The organism is Mesorhizobium sp. W016, from assembly GCF_054719485.1.
Genome location: NZ_JBTTIF010000002.1, coordinates 1,409,246 through 1,427,602, shown reverse-complemented (window position 1 = coordinate 1,427,602; position 18,357 = coordinate 1,409,246). Strand labels below are relative to the sequence as shown.

Annotated in this window: 18 protein-coding genes; 9 read left to right on the top strand and 9 right to left on the bottom strand. The window is 63.6% G+C overall.

Translation table 11 applies throughout. The annotated features are described in order from the left end of the window. Positions 1–57: 57 nt before the first annotated feature. The 7 genes from dhaL to ACYG9V_RS07375 all read left to right on the top strand — a co-directional run bounded on the left by dhaL (position 58) and on the right by ACYG9V_RS07375 (position 5,859). A complete protein-coding gene (gene dhaL, locus ACYG9V_RS07405) occupies positions 58–660 on the top strand; it encodes a dihydroxyacetone kinase subunit DhaL (protein ID WP_023668780.1) in 603 nt (200 codons plus the stop codon). After that, on the top strand, positions 657–1,046 hold the full coding sequence (gene dhaM, locus ACYG9V_RS07400; RefSeq protein WP_023668781.1) for a dihydroxyacetone kinase phosphoryl donor subunit DhaM: 390 nt from the start codon (positions 657–659) through the stop codon (positions 1,044–1,046). The genes dhaL and dhaM overlap by 4 nt, the downstream gene beginning before the upstream one ends. Positions 1,047–1,067: 21 nt before the next feature. Next, complete coding sequence (locus ACYG9V_RS07395; RefSeq protein WP_023729629.1) at positions 1,068–1,370, top strand: HPr family phosphocarrier protein; 303 nt, start codon at positions 1,068–1,070, stop codon at positions 1,368–1,370. Beyond that, on the top strand, positions 1,354–2,940 hold the full coding sequence (gene ptsP / locus ACYG9V_RS07390) for a phosphoenolpyruvate--protein phosphotransferase (protein WP_023702322.1): 1,587 nt from the start codon (positions 1,354–1,356) through the stop codon (positions 2,938–2,940). Before ACYG9V_RS07395 ends, ptsP begins: the two co-directional genes overlap by 17 nt. A gap of 10 nt (positions 2,941–2,950) precedes the next feature. Continuing rightward, entirely contained in the window at positions 2,951–3,376 is a 426-nt protein-coding gene (locus tag ACYG9V_RS07385) for a hypothetical protein (protein ID WP_023668784.1), read from the top strand. Positions 3,377–3,398: 22 nt separating this feature from the next. Further along, positions 3,399–4,385: a dihydroxyacetone kinase subunit DhaK gene (gene dhaK / locus ACYG9V_RS07380; RefSeq protein WP_023694188.1), complete on the top strand. Its 987-nt coding sequence runs from the start codon at positions 3,399–3,401 to the stop codon at positions 4,383–4,385. 448 nt (positions 4,386–4,833) lie between these two features. Beyond that, positions 4,834–5,859 carry a nucleotidyltransferase family protein gene (locus ACYG9V_RS07375; protein ID WP_023668787.1) on the top strand — a complete coding sequence of 342 codons (1,026 nt, stop codon included), beginning with the start codon at positions 4,834–4,836 and terminating at the stop codon, positions 5,857–5,859. 8 nt (positions 5,860–5,867) lie between these two features. Here the strand turns inward: ACYG9V_RS07375 and ACYG9V_RS07370 are convergent, their stop codons facing one another. The 4 genes from ACYG9V_RS07370 to ACYG9V_RS07355 all read right to left on the bottom strand — a co-directional run bounded on the left by ACYG9V_RS07370 (position 5,868) and on the right by ACYG9V_RS07355 (position 8,924). After that, positions 5,868–6,863: a phosphoenolpyruvate carboxykinase (ATP) gene (locus ACYG9V_RS07370; protein WP_023694189.1), complete on the bottom strand. Its 996-nt coding sequence runs from the start codon at positions 6,861–6,863 to the stop codon at positions 5,868–5,870. After that, positions 6,860–7,294, bottom strand: a complete 435-nt coding sequence (locus ACYG9V_RS07365) for a lasso peptide biosynthesis B2 protein (RefSeq protein ID WP_023668789.1) — start codon at positions 7,292–7,294, stop codon at positions 6,860–6,862. Before ACYG9V_RS07365 ends, ACYG9V_RS07370 begins: the two co-directional genes overlap by 4 nt. After that, positions 7,294–7,581: a PqqD family protein gene (locus ACYG9V_RS07360; RefSeq protein WP_023684213.1), complete on the bottom strand. Its 288-nt coding sequence runs from the start codon at positions 7,579–7,581 to the stop codon at positions 7,294–7,296. The genes ACYG9V_RS07365 and ACYG9V_RS07360 overlap by 1 nt, the downstream gene beginning before the upstream one ends. Positions 7,582–8,126: 545 nt before the next feature. Continuing rightward, positions 8,127–8,924, bottom strand: coding sequence for a DUF2259 domain-containing protein (locus ACYG9V_RS07355; protein WP_023689998.1), 798 nt, complete (start codon positions 8,922–8,924; stop codon positions 8,127–8,129). A gap of 218 nt (positions 8,925–9,142) precedes the next feature. On the opposite strand from ACYG9V_RS07355, the gene ACYG9V_RS07350 reads away from it, so the two are divergent. Together ACYG9V_RS07350 and ACYG9V_RS07345 are read left to right on the top strand one after the other, a co-directional pair. Then, complete coding sequence (locus ACYG9V_RS07350) at positions 9,143–11,050, top strand: propionyl-CoA synthetase (protein WP_023689996.1); 1,908 nt, start codon at positions 9,143–9,145, stop codon at positions 11,048–11,050. A gap of 71 nt (positions 11,051–11,121) precedes the next feature. Beyond that, a complete protein-coding gene (locus tag ACYG9V_RS07345; protein ID WP_023689995.1) occupies positions 11,122–11,823 on the top strand; it encodes a metallophosphoesterase family protein in 702 nt (233 codons plus the stop codon). A gap of 88 nt (positions 11,824–11,911) precedes the next feature. Here the strand turns inward: ACYG9V_RS07345 and ACYG9V_RS07340 are convergent, their stop codons facing one another. From ACYG9V_RS07340 to ACYG9V_RS07320, 5 genes are all read right to left on the bottom strand, one after another. Further along, on the bottom strand, positions 11,912–14,290 hold the full coding sequence (locus tag ACYG9V_RS07340; protein WP_023689994.1) for a polysaccharide biosynthesis tyrosine autokinase: 2,379 nt from the start codon (positions 14,288–14,290) through the stop codon (positions 11,912–11,914). A gap of 190 nt (positions 14,291–14,480) precedes the next feature. Next, positions 14,481–15,377, bottom strand: a complete 897-nt coding sequence (gene galU / locus ACYG9V_RS07335) for a UTP--glucose-1-phosphate uridylyltransferase GalU (protein ID WP_023668795.1) — start codon at positions 15,375–15,377, stop codon at positions 14,481–14,483. A 75-nt stretch (positions 15,378–15,452) separates the two neighbouring features. Further along, positions 15,453–16,400 carry a glycosyltransferase family 2 protein gene (locus ACYG9V_RS07330; protein ID WP_031196277.1) on the bottom strand — a complete coding sequence of 316 codons (948 nt, stop codon included), beginning with the start codon at positions 16,398–16,400 and terminating at the stop codon, positions 15,453–15,455. Continuing rightward, positions 16,390–17,337: a glycosyltransferase family 2 protein gene (locus ACYG9V_RS07325; protein ID WP_023684220.1), complete on the bottom strand. Its 948-nt coding sequence runs from the start codon at positions 17,335–17,337 to the stop codon at positions 16,390–16,392. The genes ACYG9V_RS07330 and ACYG9V_RS07325 overlap by 11 nt, the downstream gene beginning before the upstream one ends. Next, a complete protein-coding gene (locus ACYG9V_RS07320; protein WP_352763984.1) occupies positions 17,334–18,329 on the bottom strand; it encodes a glycosyltransferase family 2 protein in 996 nt (331 codons plus the stop codon). Before ACYG9V_RS07320 ends, ACYG9V_RS07325 begins: the two co-directional genes overlap by 4 nt. Positions 18,330–18,357: the final 28 nt, after the last annotated feature.

Below are 18,357 nucleotides of genomic sequence, written 5' to 3'. Positions count from 1 at the left end.
TTGTCGAATGAAAACTCTTGCGATACTGCCGGCAGGATCGAAACCGGGAATCTGGACATGGCAGCGTTCGACCTTGCCAGGCTGATCACCGCCGCCGCGGACACGATCGCCGCTCACTCGGAAGAGTTGACCGCGCTCGACCAGGCGATCGGCGACGGTGACCATGGGCTGAACATGAAGCGCGGGTTTGAGGCCTTGCGTGCCGATGCCGAGGCGTTTTCGGCCAAGCCGCTGCCCGAGGCGCTGAAGGCGATCGGCACCAAGCTGGTGATGACGGTTGGCGGTGCATCCGGGCCGCTCTTCGGTACATTGTTCCTGGCGCTGGGCAAGGAGATTTCGGGAGAGCCGGATCGTGCCAATCTGGCGGCTGCTTTCGGCAAGGCAATCGAAGCTGTGGCCGCCAGAGGCAAATCCCAGGTCGGTCAAAAGACCATGCTCGATGTGCTGCAACCTGTGCAGGACGCGTTGGTCGAAGGAAAGACGGCCATGGAAATTGCAGATATCGCCGACATGGCTGCCGAGGCGACCGTGCCGATGAAGGCAACACGCGGTCGCGCCTCATTCCTCGGCGACCGCTCAATCGGTCATATGGATGCCGGCGGACGCTCTGTGGCGCTGCTGGTGCGGACCGTCGCCGAAACCGTCGAGGGCCAAGCATGAGCAATGTCGGCATCGTCATCGTATCGCATTCCCCGCTGGTTGCCGAAGGCACGGCCGACATGGTGCGGCAGATGGTGGGCGACGAAGTGCCGCTTGCATGGTGCGGCGGAAACGGCCATGGCGGGCTCGGCACCAGCGTCGAAGCGATCATAGGCGCCATCGACAAGGCGTGGTCGGAGGCGGGCGTCGCCATACTGGTCGATCTCGGCGGCGCCGAGACCAATTCGGAAATGGCGGTGGAAATGATCGGCGAGCCGCGGGCGCAGAAGATCATCGTCTGCAACGCGCCGATCGTCGAAGGCGCGGTGATGGCGGCGACCGAGTCCTCCGGCGGCGCCTCGCTGAAGGAAGTGGTGGCGACGGCGCATGAATTGTCGCCGTCGTGAGTGAACGGGAATTTTGACCTGATGTCCGCCTTTGCCGAAGCGACCGTCCTGATCACCCACGAGGTGGGTCTGCATGCGCGCCCTTCGGTGAAGTTCACCAAGCTTGCCAAGAGCTTTGCGGCCGAGGTGGAGATTGCGCTTTCTGCCAACGGCCCATGGTTCGACGCCAAGAGCATCGTCAAGGTGATGGCGGCCAGGGCGCCGAAAGGCACCATGCTGCACATCCGGGCCACAGGCGACGGCGCCGATGATGCCGTGAGAGCGCTGGTCGAGCTGGTGCGGCGCGATTTCGACGAAGGCGCGGGCCATGCCCGAACCGCTTAGGCTGCAAGGCATTTCGGCCTCCGCCGGCTACGCCGAGGGGCCGCTGTTCAATCTCGACAACGGCACCGCGCACTACTCACGGAAGGCGACAGCCGGCGAGGAAAAGGCTGCATTGGAAGCAGCTATCGCCAGTTCGGCTGACCGGCTCGCGACCCTGATTGAAACCGCCGATGAGGAGGCCGCCGGCATTCTCGAATTCCAGCTCGCCATGCTTGAGGACGATGCCCTGACCGGCCCGGCTTTTGCCGCGATCGCGTCCGGCATGCCGGCTGACATGGCCTGGCGACAGGCGCTGGACGCCGAGATCTCCGGCTACGAAACGTCAGACCAGGACTATTTCCGGGCTCGCGCCGCCGATATCAGCGATATCCGCGACCGCGTGCTGCGCGCCCTTACCGAGGAGCAGGAGAGCGCTCCACCAGCGGGCGCCATTCTCTATGGCGAGGACATCGCGCCGACGCGCTTTCTCGAGACCGACTGGAGCACCGGCGGCGGCATCGCGCTGAGGGCCGGCAGCGCCGCCAGCCACGTCGCCATGCTGGCGCGCTCGCGCGGCGTGCCGATGGTGGTGGGGCTTGGCGCTTCGCCGGCTAATCCCGTCGGTCTGGCTCTGCTCGATGCGGAGCATGGCGGTATCGTGCTTTCGCCGACCACGACCGAGATCGAAGCGTTCCACCGGTCCTCGTCCTCGTTTGTGGCACATCGAGACAAGGCCGGAGTCTATCTCGCGAAACCGGCGGTAACCCGGGCCGGGACGACAGTGCGCGTGCAGGTCAACATCGCCGATCCGTCCGAGGTCGACGGCATCGACATTTCGACCTGCGACGGGGTCGGGCTGATGCGCACCGAATTCCTGTTCGGCAAGGCGCCGCCGGACGAGGAGACGCAATACCAGGCCTATCGCAAGGTGCTGGAATGGGCAGGCGACAAGCCGGTGACCATCCGTACCGTCGACGCCGGCGGCGACAAGCCGGTGCCGGGCTTCACCGTCGAGGAGAGCAACCCGTTCCTCGGGCTGCGTGGCATCAGGCTGTCGCTGGCAAGGCCGGAGGTGTTTCGCGTACAGATCCGGGCGCTGCTGCGCGCGGCGGTGCACGGCAATCTGAAGGTGATGTTTCCGATGATCGCCGTCGCGGAGGAATACCAACGCGCCGCCGCTCTGTTCGTGGAGGAGCAGGCCGGGCTTGCCGCGCGCGGCATCGCGCAAAAAATGCCGCCGCTCGGCATCATGGTCGAGGTGCCTTCGGTGGCGATCGCGCCGGAGGCGTTCGCCGATGTCGCCTTCTTCTCGATCGGTTCGAACGATCTGACCCAATATGTAATGGCGGCTGCCCGCGATAACGCAGCCGTGGCGCATCTTAATTCTGTCCGCCATCCCGCCGTGTTGCGGCTGATCGGCTCGGTTGCCGCTTTTGGCCTGCGCGCGAAAATCCCAGTCAGCCTGTGCGGCGATGCAGGCGGCGATCCGGCATCGATCCCGGCACTGCTCGAGGCCGGCCTGCGGGATCTCTCGGTGGCTCCCGCCCAACTCGCCATGGCCAAGGCGGCCATCTCGGATGCATCGGTCTAGGATGACTGAGATGGCCGACAAGACACCAGAAGCCGGCTCCGAAGAGGCGATCCGCGCCTACAAGACGATCCTGTCGCAGGTCATCGACCAGCGACCGTCGGGTATGCGACAACGCCTTGCCGACGCGCTTGGCAAGCACCGCAGCTTCGTCACCCAGATTTCCAGCGCGGCCTATTCGACCCCGATCCCGTCAAAACATCTGCCGGCTATTTTTTCGGTCTGCCATTTCAGTCCGGCCGAGCGCGATCAGTTTCTGGCTGCCTATCATCTGGCGCATCCCGGCAAGATGTCGGTTGCGGCAGGCATGCGCAAGACCCGGCATGTCTCGCTGATCGTGCCCGATTTCGGCGACGACAAGCAGAATGCAGCGCTCGACAAGGCGATCAACGAATTCATCCAGAAGATCACCAGCATCACCGGCAGGAGTGGCGGCTGATCGTGTTGTGTCGGGAGGACACATGAAGAAGTTTATGAATTCCGTCGACACGGTGCTGACCGAAAGCCTCAACGGCTTCGTTGCAGCTCATGCCGACATCCTGGTGCTGGGCGAGGAGCACAAATTCATTCGCCGCAAGGTGATGAAGCCGGGGAAGGTGGCGCTGATCTCGGGCGGCGGTTCCGGCCACGAGCCGTTGCATGCCGGCTTTGTCGGTCACGGCATGCTGGACGCCGCCTGCCCCGGCCAGGTCTTCACCTCGCCAACGCCGGACCAGATACTGGCGGCGGCCGCCGCCGTCGATACCGGCGCCGGCTGCCTGTTCATCGTCAAGAACTATGAAGGCGACGTGATGAATTTCGACATGGCCGGCGAAATGGCCGACGGCGTCCTGCAGGTGGTGATCAATGATGACGTCGCCGTCGAGAATTCGTCCTTTACGACCGGCCGGCGCGGCGTCGCCGGCACGCTGGTGGTGGAGAAGATCGTCGGCGCCGCCGCCGAGCAAGGCATGGCGCTGGCGGATCTCAAGGCGCTCGGCGGTCGCATCAACAGCGCGACGCGTTCGATGGGCGTGGCGCTGACCAGTTGCACGGTGCCGGCGGCCGGCAGGCCGACCTTCGAGATTGGTGATGGCGAGATGGAATTCGGCGTCGGCATTCATGGCGAGCCCGGCCGGCGTCGCGACACGTTGAAAAGCGCCGATGCGATCGCCGAAGAGATTTGCGCCGCGATCCTGGGCGATCTCGGCGACAGGGCGAAAGGCCCGGCACTGTTGTTCATCAACGGCTTTGGCGGCACGCCGCTGATGGAGCTCTATCTGATGTACAACAGCGCCCGAAACATCTTCGAAAAACAGGGCGTGACGGTGACCCGCTCGCTGGTCGGGTCCTACGTGACATCGCTCGACATGGCCGGCTGCTCGATCACGCTGACCATGCTGGATGACGAGGTAACGTCAATGTGGGACGCGCCGGTGCACACAGCCGCGCTGCGCTGGGGACTGTAACGGAGGGGCCTTGCCCATATCCCGAACAGGCGGCTTATGAACTTGCCTTAGCCTGCGGGACCGGACGGACCGTTACCCGCAGTCACGCCGACAGATTGCCCGCCTGCAGCGCGGCTTGCCTTGCGGCCGACCGCTCCGGCTTCATCCAAACCGAAGCCGTAGAAGTCTTATCGCGGTATCGGCAGCGACGGCCCGGCCACCACGCTGGACAACTTTCCTGCCTTGCGCAGCACGGGCGCTTCATACTTTTTCTTGGCCATTCCAAACACCCTTTTCAGTCAAGTGCAAAAGAATGGACCGAAACCGTGGAAAGTCAATTCATGAGCTGGTTCTGCCACCACACGCTGGCTTCATGCATGCTTTTCTGCAACATACGCTCCTCCGAGTTGGTTGTTTGACGCAATTCCGGACGGGAATTGCTGATGTGGGCGAACGCAATCCGGGTTTGATGCTGCCATCTCTTGCGCCTGCCGATGAAAAACTGCTGCTGACCTTCGCCGACCCGGAGGCGACGGTTGCCATTGGCCGTGACGTTGCTGCCGAAAGCTTGCTGGCACTGCTCGCCAATGCCGAGTTCCACGGCGTGCTGCCGATCATGCTGCGCAAGCTCAGCGAGATCGGCGACGCCCAACTGCCTGCGGACGCAGCCTTGCGGCAAAAGCTGTCGGAACTGCGTGATCGCTCGACGCTGGCGACCGGCCAATCGATGCTGCTGCAATATCATGGCGACCGCATCATGAAGGCATTGGCGGCGAAAAATGTTCCGGCCCGCATCGTCAAGGGTCCGGTCTTCGCACGCAAACTTTACCGCCACGCCGCTGACCGGCCGTTCACCGACATCGACATTCTGGTCGAGCCGGCCAGCATCATTGAAGCCAACACGGTGATTGCCGGATGCGGCTTCGAGCTCTGGAGCGGCGAGGCGCAGTCGCAGGATCTGCAGGAGTTCAAGTGGCTGGAGAAGGAGAATACCAGCCTGCTGATCGAACTGCACGGCAACCTGGTGCATGATTCCGGCATGCGGCGGCGGCTGTCGCTGGGCTTTCGCGAATTGCAGATCATCGACGGCAGCGAGGCCGACACGCCGGCCGCGCTGCTGACCATCGCCATTGTCCACGCCGCCGGCGGGCACAAGTTCCACCGGCTGCAGCTTTGCGTCGATGTGCTGCAGGGCGTGCGCGCGCTGCGGTCGCCCGCGGATGAAGACCGGCTTTTCGAGGCGGCGCGCATCAGCGGCATCGAGCTCGAACTGGCGACGGTTCTCAATGTGACGGGGCGGCTGTTTGATGCACCGCGCGCGATCGAACTGGCCGACCGCATCAAGCCCGACCTCTCGATATTTTTGGCCAAATGGCTGATCACCGGCGATACGCTGCTCGGCGTCAATTCCAGGGACAAGATGCATTCGCGCCTGCGCCGCGACGCCTTCCGCTGGATCCAGCGCCTCGCCAGGCCAAAGCCGCATTCTGCCTGAAGTGTGCTTTAGTCCCGCGCCGCCAGCGCCGAGCGGATCAGCGGGGCCGCCTCGGCCGGGTTCGCGCCGACTTCCAGGGTAAATGTCGGGACGGCTTTGACCAGCGTTGCGATGGTTGCCATGCGGCGCTTCTGCGCCGGCAAAAGGCCGGTCATGCCGGTCCTGACATTGTCGGTGGCAAGCGCCACCATGGCGTCTGTCCTGGTCATGGGCACGAGCCGGGTTTGCGCGTCCGCCGAGCGGGCGAGATGAAACAGTGCCGCAACCGGTCTGCCGACAGTTTCCTCGATGCGGATGATCTCGGCGAGACGTTCCAGCGAGACGGCCTGCTCGCCATTGGCGTCCCATTTGTCGCCAAGGCAAGGCGCCACGAAGGGCAGCATTGCCGCGGTGTGGCGGTGGACCTTCACCTTGCGCGGCAAGCCCCAGGCCGTGATGCCGCCACCGGCCAAAACCTTGAGGATCATGGCGTCATCCGAGCACAGGCCGAAACCTTGCGACGCCAGCGCCAGCGACGTCGTTGACTTGCCGGTGCCGCTCGGCGCATGGATCAGCACGAGCGCCTCGCGGCCGGGCAATGTCAGGCCGGCGGTGTGCAGCATGTGCTGGTCGCCGGCATCAAGTGCTGCATCCAGCACCATCATCAGCACCGTCCATTTGACCTTGGCATCGGGATGGACTCGTATCTCGGCCCAGCCTCCATCGGCATTGATCGAGACGGTCTGCAGGCCGGGAAAGACCAGATGAACGGTGCCGCCACCGTCGATCAGCCGGCAATGGCCGTCCTCCGGCACCTCGCCGTCGAAAGCGAGTTTTCCGGCAGGCGATTCCGGTAACTCCCGCGTCTCGACGATGTCGACGCGGAAATCGGGCTCGACCGGCCCGCTCACGCGCAACGTGCCGAGCAAGAGGTCGAAGCTCGGCCAGAGATCGGCCCGCGAGGCCGATATGCTGATGACCTGGCCCTGGAGATCATAGCAGAAGGTGGTCGCCGGACCGGTCAAGCAGCGTGCGCCTTTCCGGCATCGGCGTGATGGCGATAGATCTGCACCATGCCGGGGAGGCTGTCCGAGACCACCGGGCGGCCATCGAGACAGACCCAGCAATGGGCAGACATACGCGGCGCCTGCATCGACTTCGGATCGACGCCGAAGCGCAGATCCGGATCGAAGCCGGCAAAGCGCAGGAAGCGGTGGGCGAGCAGGCCCTCGCGCAGGCATCTGCGGTCGCGCATCAGCCAGGGGTGCCGGACGGTCCGGTTGACGGCAGCGACGATGTAGGCTGACGACAGGCCGCGATAAGGGGTGGGTGCGCTGAGCGGCGCCCATTTCAGCACCGATTCGAAGCTGCGGCGGCCGATCAGGGTCGGCATCAGCCGCGCGCTTGCCCATAAATGGACACGAAACAAAGCGCGCAGGAGAACGCCGTCCACCATCAGGGAGCCGGGTCGGCGAGAATGCCTTCGCTCACCAGTTCGGCGGCCAGCGCCGCCATGTCCTGGTCGAGCGTGCCCTTGTCGACCTCGAACTCGTCAGACAACAGGACGACGATCTGGTCAAGGCTGCGGGCGCCGTCCACCTTATCGAGAAAGGCTTCGGTGGTGCCGTTGCAGGTGTAAAGCTGGCCGCTGCGCGCCAAGAGCACGACGGCGCCATCGCCGACATGCTGGACCGAGGCGTCGTCCGCCAGCCGCAGAACCATTTCAGAACCGATTTGGGCCATGGAGCCCCTCCACCATTTTCCTGGAGAGCAGATAGCGCGGCGATGCGGGTCTGTCCATTGCGCGGACGAGAGGGAGAACAAGCCGGCCTGACCGTTCTGTGGCAATCCGGCAACGCCACCATCCTCACGACACAGGCAACCGAAGCCTAATGGAGACATCCAATTTCAGATTGTGGTAACTTCCACATCATTCAGAGCCTGAGAACGGGGAAGCACCCCAGAAATAGTCGGTGATTGCGGCTGGGAATCACCGCCGCAAACGGTCAAGCCAGCTATCTCGCAGGGTCAAGGTGTTGCTTTTCTTACCTAAAGTAAGCTATGGAGTCGCGGGGTTTTGGGAGAGCATTGGGTATGCGTTACAACTGGGAGCGGGCGCCGACCGCGTTCGAACGTCATCGAAAAGCGTTGGCAGCCGCCATATTGATTGCGGGTGGCGTCGGGCTGATGCTGGCGGCCTTGCCGCTTTAAGACTGATATCCGACACGAACGCCCTGCTTTCTCCGGGCGCATGAGCTTTTTCTGCCTGCCACAAGACGGGCCGCGGCTTAGCGTGCATGGCCGGTTACGGCGATGAAGCGGCGGTCGCGTCCTTCGAAGCCCTGGCTGAAGCGCTGCACCAGCACCGCCACTACCGCCGGCCTGCCGGGCGGGGTGTATTCGTAGGATTCCGACAGGCTGTAGGAAGTCGGGCAGTTGCGCGAGCCCGGCACGGCCTTGTCCTCGTGCAGCACCTTGAACGGCTTGCCGTCCTGCCCCTGCAGCGACAGGCGGAAGCCGCGCGCCTTGCCCGTCTTGGCGCCTTGAAGTTTCTTTTCGCCCTGAAGTGTCTTGTCGCTCGGAAGAGCCTGGTCGCTTGGCTTGGCGTCATCGAAGCTTGCCGAGCAGTCCGTCTTGCTGTCGGCCAAAATCTCATCGAGCTGGATGGTCGAAATCTGTGTTTCGCCATAGAACGGCGACAGCCATTTCTGCGCGGCCTGCTCGAGGCGGGAAATGTCGTTGTACTCGACCGTGTCGTCCGGGAAGGTGAACCTGTCGGAGGCCGTGCGCGTGCCGCGCTCGGCGATGCCGTATTTGGCCAGGATTGGCGCGGCCTGCTTTGCGGCCTGCGCCCGTGCCTGCTCCACCGTCGTGGTCGCCTCTTCCGATTCGTCGAGGACAAGGATCGGCTTGCCGCCGACGAACTCGTCTGTGCTTGTGTCGATGATGTCGATCTGCGACCAGCCGGAAACGGCAGCGTCGAGCTCGCCATATTGCTCGAAGGCGAAATATTTGCCGTCGGGGGAAAAGCCGATGATGCGCCGCGCGGCGGCATCGCCGGCCTGGGCGGCGGAAACGATCGTCAACAGCAGCGCTGCTCCAACGGCAGATCCAACCCCGTATCGTACCGTCATTGCGCGCCCTGCCCCGATTTCAAACCCGGCCATGGTGCCTGCAATTTATGGCCAAGGCGAGATCGGCCAAGCGCCAAATTTCGGGAAAGACATGGCATTTGGGGAAAGACGTGGCCGGGAAAACCCGCATAGGCTATTGCAAGATAGAGAGTTTTCCCGAGGAGGGATGAATGGCGTCACGCTACCACGAGGTCTATGACGGCTGGAAACGCGACCCAGAACAATTCTGGGCCGATGCGGCCGAGGCGATCGACTGGTATTCGCCGTGGACCAGCGTCTTCGATGCCAAGGCCGGCGTTTACGGGCGCTGGTTCAACGGCGCCAGCTGCAACACCTGCTTCAACGCTCTCGATCGCCATGTCGCAGGCGGCCGTGCCGACCAGATCGCACTTATCTACGACAGCGCGATCACCGGCACGGTCAAGAAATTCACCTATGCCGAATTGAAGCGCGAAGTGGTAGCGCTGACTTCGGTGCTCAAGAACCGCGGCATTCGCAAAGGCGACCGCGTCATCATCTACATGCCGATGGTGGCCGAAGCGGCGGTCGCGATGCTTGCCTGTGCCCGCATCGGCGCGGTGCATTCGGTGGTGTTCGGCGGCTTTGCCTCGCACGAGCTCGCCACCCGCATCGACGACGCCAAGCCGAAGCTGGTCATCTCCGCGTCCTGCGGCCTGGAGCCTGGACGTGTCGTGGCCTACAAGCCGCTGCTCGACAAGGCGATCGAAATGTCCCGCCACAAGCCGGACGCCTGCCTGATCCTGCAGCGCGACCAGCTGCGCTGCGATCTGAGGGAGCATTACGATATCGATTTTGCCGACGCCGTTGCCCGCGAGCGCGCCGCGGGCGCCAACGTCGATTGCGTTCCGGTGCTCGCCACCGACCCGCTCTACATCATCTACACCTCCGGCACGACCGGCCAGCCGAAGGGCATCGTGCGCGACAATGGCGGCCACATGGTCGCGCTCAAATGGACGATGGAAAACGAGTTCGGCGTCAGACCGGGCGAAGTATTCTGGGCGGCCTCCGATGTCGGCTGGGTGGTCGGCCATTCCTACATCGTTTACGGACCGCTGCTGCATGGTGCGACAAGCGTGCTGTTCGAGGGCAAGCCGATCGGCACACCCGACGCCGGCACCTATTGGCGGGTGATCGCAGAACACGGCGTGGTCGCGCTGTTCACCGCGCCGACGGCCTTCCGCGCCATCAAGGGGCAGGACCCCAAGGGCGAATTCGTGCCGAAATACGATCTGTCGAAATTCCGCACTCTGTTCCTGGCCGGCGAACGCGCAGACCCGGAAACCATCAAATGGGCGGAGCAGAAACTCAACGTGCCGGTGGTCGATCATTGGTGGCAGACCGAGACCGGCTCGCCGATGACCATCAACCCGGCGGGCCTCGGCCTGCTGCCGGTGAAATACGGCTCGCCCGGCGTGCCGATGCCGGGCTACGACATTCGCGTGCTCGACGATGCCGGCCATGAAGTGCCGCGCGGCACACTTGGCAATGTGGCGGTGAAACTGCCGCTGCCGGCCGGCTGCCTGCCGACGCTGTGGAATGCCGACGAGCGTTTCCGGCAAGCCTATCTCGAGGAATTTCCCGGCTTCTACAAGACGGCCGATGCCGGCATGATCGACGACGACGGCTACCTCTATGTCATGGCGCGCACAGACGACATCATCAATGTCGCCGGACACCGGCTGTCGACCGGAGCCATGGAGGAGGTGCTTTCAGCGCATCCCGATGTTGCCGAATGCGCCGTCATCGGCGTCGCTGACGCTATGAAGGGCCAGGTCCCGCTCGGCTTCGTCGTGCTCAATGCCGGTGTGTCGCGCGATACCGCTGCCATCGAAGGCGAAGTGGTGGGGCTGGTGCGCGAACGGATCGGCCCGGTCGCGGCCTTCAAGACCGTGGTGACGATCAAGCGCCTGCCCAAGACGCGCTCCGGCAAGATCCTGCGCGGCACCATGCAGAAGATCGCCGACAAGGAAGAATGGACGATGCCGGCGACTATCGACGATCCCGCCATTCTTGACGAGATCACCGCGGCGCTCAAAGCCCGCGGCATCGGGGTCTGACGGCCCCAGTGGCGTTGTTCCAGCGATCCAGGCCCCCCCGGCCGGCGCCGCGCGAGCGCCTGGAAATGGATATGGACGACACCGTCGTCTACGCGATCGGCGACGTGCATGGCTGCTACAAGGAATTGCTGTCGCTGGAGCAGAAGATCCAGCTCGACGCGCTGCAATTTCGCGGCCGCAAGATTATCGTCATGCTCGGCGACTATATCGATCGCGGGCCGCAATCGGCGCGCGTGCTCGACCACCTCTTGGCGCTGCCGCCAACAGGGTTCCTGCGCGTCTGCCTGGCGGGAAACCACGAAGTGGCCATGCTGAACTATCTCGACGGCTATCTGTCGCGGGACCGCTGGCTGGCGGTCGGCGGCCGCGAGACTCTGTTTTCCTATGGGGTCGATCCGGCGCGGCTTGCCAGCCTCTATGCCTCGAGCGACGCGGTCGACCGGCGCGTGAAGGAGGTCATTCCGGCCAGCCATATCGACTTCCTGCGCAGCCTGCCGGTGCTGCTCTGTTCGGATAAATTCGTTTTCGTCCATGCCGGCATCAGGCCGGGCATCGACCTGGTCGCACAGGATGAGCAGGATCTGCTCAACATCCGCGACGAGTTCTTCAAGGCCGCACATCTGCTCGACCGCCTTGTGGTGCATGGGCACACGCCGGTCGATATCCCCAGGCTTGACGGGCGAAGGCTCGGCATCGACACCGGCGCCTTTCAGAGCGGACGGCTGACAGCGCTCAGGATCGCGGGTAAGTTCGGCAAGCTGATCTTTTCCTGACCTGCCGTGCTTCTTCGTTTGAGCGTGATCTTTTCCGAAAACCGGATCCGCTGTCCGGATCACGCTCCTTTTCAGGATCGCGCTCCGTTCAGGCGGCGGTCTTGGCTCGCACGTCCGATTTCTCCAGATAGTAGGTCGAATAGCGGTCGAAGAACTTTTCCGAGCCGCCGAGCGAGCCGTATTTCGGCAGCTTCTTCAGATCGACCTTGTTGAGCACGGCGCCGACGACCTTGCTTGCGACGTAGGGTTCCTGCTCCAGCAGCGAGCGCACCATGGCGCGCGGCGTGCGGCCCCATTCGGCAACCAGCACGAAGCCGTCGACCAGCGGCGCAAACGCCTTGGCGTCGACCACGGGGCCGAGCGGCGGCAGGTCGACGATGATGTACTCGAACGTCTCCTTGGCGTTGTCGATGAAGCGCCGCATGCCGGCCGACGACAGCAGCTCGCTGGTATGCGAGAATTGCCCACGCAGCACGGCCGGGATGATCGCCAGCTTGGTCTGGCGGTCGACTTTGCCGACCGACTGCCAGGTCTGGCCGTTGACCACGGCCTCCATCAGCCCCTGCTCGGCTTCCATGCCGAGGTTGCGGCTGAGGCCAGGATTGCGCAGATCGGCGTCGATCAAAAGCGTCTTCGAGCCGTTGGCGGCCAGCAATCCGGCGAGATTGGCGGCGACCGTAGACTTGCCCTCGCCGGGCAGGACCGAGACCACGCCTATGACCCGGCTGCCTTGCCCTTCCATGACGACGTCGAAGGCGATCTTGGCGTTGCGCAGCGTTTCGGAGAACATTGATGCCGGCGCATCGACGCTGACCCGCATGCGCGCCCGTTTCTCGGCCGCCGACAATGTGTTGGCGCCTTTGGCATCCGCCGCACCGCCGTCGGCGTCCTTGCCGAGCCTGCCGCCGATCATCGGCAAATAGCCGAGGAATTTGAGGCCGACGCGATCGCGAATGTCCTCGCCGGTCCTGAAGAAGCGCTCGTTGAACTCATTCAGGCCACCAAAGCCGGCGCCAAGCAGCACGCCAAGCACCAGCGACAGCGCCAGCACCCTGGAGGTGCGCGGGCTCGAGGCGGAAAGCGGCGTTGAGGCATCCGAGATGATGCGGACCTTGCCGACCGGGAAGGATTGCTGCTGCGAGGCCTCCTCGTAGCGGCTAAGGAAGGTCTGGTAGAGCGTGGTCAGCGCCTGCGCCTGCTGGTCGAGTTCGCGCAGTTTGACCTGGCTCTGGTTGTCGATGGAGCTCTTGCCGGCCGCGTCGGCGATCTTCTGCCTCAGTGAGGTCTCGCGTGAAAGCGCGACTTCATATTCATTGCGATAGCTTTCGGTCAGTTGCTTCAACTCGCCGAAAATCTGGGTCGACAGGTCGGCCTTTTCCTTGGCCAGCGCCACCGCCTGCGGATGGTCGGCGCCGAAATTGGCCGTCACGTCCTGCAGCCGCTTGGCCACTGCGAGATAGCGGGTCTTGAGCGTTGCAATGACGGAGCTTGCCGGCTGATCGCTTGAGATGGCGGAATCGTTGAAGGCATTGTCCGAGCCGCTTTCGACGATGGTCTTGTATTGCTGATAGCGGGCGCTGGCGCGCGCCGTATCGGCCTGCGCGACGATCAGTTGCGCGGTGAGATCGGCAATCTGCTTGTCGCTGATCAGCTGGCCGTCGCTGTTGGCGGCCAGACCATGCTCGGCCCTGAATTTCTCGACCGCCATAGCGGCCGCCTGTGAGTTCTGACGAAGCTCGGTCAGCCGGCCCTGCAGCCAGACCGCAGCGCGCTCGGTGGCGTCGAAGCTGGCATTGAGCTGGTCGGCGAGATAGGCGTCGGCATAGGCCTTGGTGATGGCGGTGGCGAGCGCCGGATTGGTCGACTGGTAACCGATGGCGAGCACATAGGAGCGGCCGTTGCGCTGCGCCAGCACCTCGCTCTGCAGCTTCAGCACGGCATAGTCGTGGCGCGCCGTCTGCATCATGGCCTGGCGTGTCGCCTCATCGACGTTTTCCATGCCGGGAATCTGCTCGGCGGAACTTGAGCGGAAATAGCCGATCACGCCGCGCACGAAGCCGATGCCCTTGACCAGCGCCGATTGCGGCGGGTTCATGAACTCTGCGTTCTGGTCGAGTTTCAGCTTGTCGACCACCACCGAGGCCAGCCGCGCCGAGGTGATGATTTCGATCTGGCTGAGCAGGGCGGCGTCGGTCTGCATGGTGACGGATGCAGCCGAGATGTCGTCGATGACCTTGTTCAGGCCTTCGTCGATCAGCACGCTGGCGACCGACATGTATTGCTTGGGCGTGGTCTGCAGATAGAGCAACCCCAGGAACAGGCCGATGATGGCGCAGACCGCCACCACCTTGACCTGACGCGCCGCCATGCCAAGCAGGCGCTCGACGTCGATGAAGTCTTCACCCTTTTCCTGATCGGGGTTGGGCAATGGCATCCTCTTGTCGAGAGGAAAGCTGGCATAATTCATCTTCGATCCAATTCTAGGTTACAGGCGCCGGAGCGAGACGGGTCAGGTCCCACCTCGTCCGAAGCTGCGGAGATCGGGGGCAAGATATGCAACGCAAGCTTCATGCCATCCGGCGCCGGGCCTGAGCGGCCAGGCGTGCAGGCATGAGCCGCGCCATCGTCCAAACGCATATGCCCTCGAAAGATGGGCATTATGCGGCCACTTCCTGACGCTCATGCGACCGCACGAACGCCTGCAGCATTTCCAGCACAGGTCCCTTCATGTCGTCGCGCGCCAGCGCGAAGGCGATGGTCGCCTCTATGAAGCCTTCCTTGGAGCCGCAGTCGAACATGCGGCCATTGAAAGGCTGGGCAAAGAAAGACTGGCTTTTCGCCAGCCGCACCATGGCATCGGTAAGCTGGATTTCGTTGCCGGCGCCGCGCTGCTGGTTGCCCAGCAGCGAGAAGATCTCGGGCTGCAGGATGTAGCGGCCGTTGATGTAATAGTTCGACGGCGCATTGGCCGGCGCCGGCTTTTCGACCATGGCCGTCACCTCGAAGCCGCTGCCTGTCTCGGCGCCGCGCCCGACGATGCCGTATTTGCTGGTCTCGCTGGGATCACAGCGCTCGACGGCGATCACATTGCCGCCGGTCTGCTGATAGAGATCGACTGTTTCAGCCAGGCAACCTCGGCGACCGAACGACACCATATCGGGGAGCAGCAGGGCGAAGGGCTCGTCGCCGATGACTTCGCGTGCGCACCACACCGCATGGCCGAGACCATGTGGCGACTGCTGGCGGATGAAGCTGGTGGCGCCGGCCACGGGCAGCATGCTTTCGAGCGCCTCCAGCTGGGTCTTCTTGCCGGTTTGTTCGAGCGTTCCAATCAGTTCGGGGTGCAGGTCGAAGTAGTCCTCGATGACAGCCTTGTTGCGGCCGGTGACGAACACGATGTGCTCGATGCCGGCTTCGAAGGCCTCGTCCACCGCATATTGGACGACCGGCCGGTCGACCACGGGCAGCATCTCCTTCGGAATCGACTTGGTTGCCGGCAGGAACCGTGTTCCAAGCCCCGCCACAGGGATGACTGCCTTCCTGATTTTCTTCATCGCAAATTCCTTCTGAGCAGATCGATTTCAGCCTGTTGCAGGCCACGAACAAACGTCTTCATGTACTCGCCCTCCTTACTCCGCGCCGACAGCAAACTGCGCCGCCACCCTTTTGAGGCGGACGGCGATCGGCATCGACATGTGCCTGACAGCCGCCGGATCACTTAGCGCGGTGCGTATCGCTTTCAACGGCGAACGCGCCTTGATGTGCTGGACCAGCGACAGGAACGATGCCGCCTTGCGCAGGCTGCGGGCGCGTTTGGCGAAGGCGGCCGCAGCAGCAGCGTCCATGGAATTGGTCTCGGCGAAGACCGCGTCGGCCTTGCGCATCGCCTCGATATGGTGAAGCTCGAGCACGCGCGAGATCGAGCCCGTGCGGATGTGGTAGATATAGCCGGTCGTCGGCTCGACGACGCATTTTCCGCCCTTGGCCAGCGCGTTGGCGAGCAGGATGTAATCCTCGCCTATGCTCAGACTTTCATCATAGCGAAGCCCGTTTTCGATCAGGAAACGGCGCTGGAAAATCGGCTTGAGATAGCCAAGGTTGAACGTGGATTCGAAAACGATGTTGCCAGCGATGTAGTCGGCGAGCGTGATTTCACGCAGGCCCTCCAGATATTCGGCGGGAAACATCGTCGCTTCGGCAATGCCGTCCTCGCGCACCACCTGGAGGTTGTCGACGGCGATCACAGCGCCCGCGCTTTCGGCCCGCGCGATCATGGCAGAAAGCCGCCCGGGCAGGACGGCATCGTCGGAATCGAGCACCGCGACCCAGCGGCCGGAAGCCAGTTCGAGCCCGGCATTCCTGGCGCCGCCAGGGCCACGATTTGCCGGCAGCGCAACCACTTTGACGACATCTTTTGGATAGGCTCTTGCGACGTCGAGCGTGTTGTCGCGCGACTGGTCATCGGCGACGATGATTTCGACGCTGACATCGCGCTGGGCCATGGCGCTTGCGATCGCCCGGTCGAGCGTGGCCGCGGCATTGTAGGCTGCGATGACAAAGGAGACGTCAGGCTGCACGCTTGCCTCCTTGCTGCGGGGAAGACAGTCCGTATTGGCGAATTTCGCTGATACCGACCAGGCCGCTGACGACGCCGACATGCATGATGCCGCGCAGCACGCTGCGGTTGCGGCGGACCGGGCTAATCGCGGTCAACGCCGCCATGCCGAAGCAATAGACGGCCTTGGCCGAGGCAAGGCCGACAGCCTTCGCACGCTCTATCACGCCTGCGTCATGGCCGATGAGGTGGCCGTGCGTCTGGCCGAAGCGGAAGCGGCGGCGGCGCAGCCAGTCGAAAGCGGCTCGCGAACGCGGCACGACTTCCTCGACCCACGCCTCCGGCGCAAAGGCGATGCGACCGCCTGCCTTGACCATGCGGTTGAAGAATTCGGTGTCCTCGCCGCCGCTCTGGCCGCGCGCCAGGCTGAAACGACGGTCGCGCAAGCTGTCGGCGCTCATCCTCAAAAGGACGTTGCAGGTGTAGCCGGTGCGGATTTCGCCCTGCACCCAGACCGGCAAGGTCGAATGGAAATCGCCCTTGCGCATCCAGTCCGGCGCATCCGGGCGGTAGAGCGCCCGCACCGGACCGAGCACGGCCTCGGCGCCGCTTGTCTCCGCGATAGCAATCAGTTCGGCCAGCCATTGCCGGGAAGCGGTTTCATCGTCGTCGATGAAGGCGACAAAATCGGCCGTGCTGGCATCAAGACAGGCGTTGCGGGCAACCGAGATGTTGCGCGCCGGAGCGTGCCGGTAGCGGGCCACGAGCTTCAATTCGCTCGCCAGCGCGGTCACCAGCGGCTCGGCGGTCGGCTCGTCGTCATTGTCGGCGACGATGACGCCGATGCCGAAACCGGCAGGCATATCCATGGCAGCGAGCGACCGCAGCGTGTCGGCCAGTTCCGGCCGCCGGAACGTGCAGACGCAGATGTCGATTCGGCGGCTGTCGGCGACCATCATGCCACCCCGCGCTGCGATCGCGAGCCGAGCAGTTGCAGCCAAAACCCGAGCGACCAGCCGAAATGCATGACCATCGCCGAAATGCCCGCCAGCACATTGTTGGGACTGCGCTGGCTGATGGCGGTCACAGCGCCGTAGCCCAGACAGACCGAAGTCCAGACCAGCAGCGGCACCGCCGCCAGCCAGTGGATAAAGGAAAATACCGCGAGAAGGACGACCGGCGCCACCAGCAGCGGGATCATCTGCCGAACTTTCGGGATCATTCGGTGCTTGAGCACATTCTTGGCGCGGCCGCGGCCATAGCCGAGATATTGGAAATACAGGCCCTTCAGCGACGAACGCGGATAGTAGACCATCTGCGTCTTGCCGCTCATCCAGATGCGGTAGCCAGCCTGGCGCAGCCGGTAGTCGAGTTCGGCATCCTCATTGTGGCTGAAGCTCTCGTCATAGCCGCCGACCGCGGTGAAGGCCGAAATCCGGATCAGCGCGTGATGGCCGTGGTCGACCCATTCGCCGGCCGAGAGGTGCCGGTGCTTGGAGCCGCCGGTGCCGAGCTTGGAATTCTGCGCCGCCGCGACCGCTTTCTGCACCGCGCCGCTGCCGCTGGTCAGCATCGAGACGACGACCGAATCGGCTGAAGTGGCGAGCGCCTCCTCGACCAGCCGGTCGCAATAATCGGCGGGATAGCCGCCATGGGCATCGATGCGGATCAGGTATTCGGCGCGGTCACCGAGGCTGGCGACGGCGAGATTGATCGCCGCGCTCTGGACACGTTTTGGGTTGTGCAGGAGGACGACCTGAGGGTCCTTGGCCGCAACCTCTTCGACAATGGCCAAAGTACCATCGGTGCTGCCGCCATCGGCAACGACGATGCGGGCGCCGAGCCTTAGCGCTGCCGGCCTGAGCTGCTCGAGCAACGCGCCGATATGGGCTGCCTCATTCAGGCACGGAATGACGATCAGGCTTGGCGGCAGCGCTTCGGTTTGCGTCATCGGCGCCTTCCCATGCTCTGTACTTTTC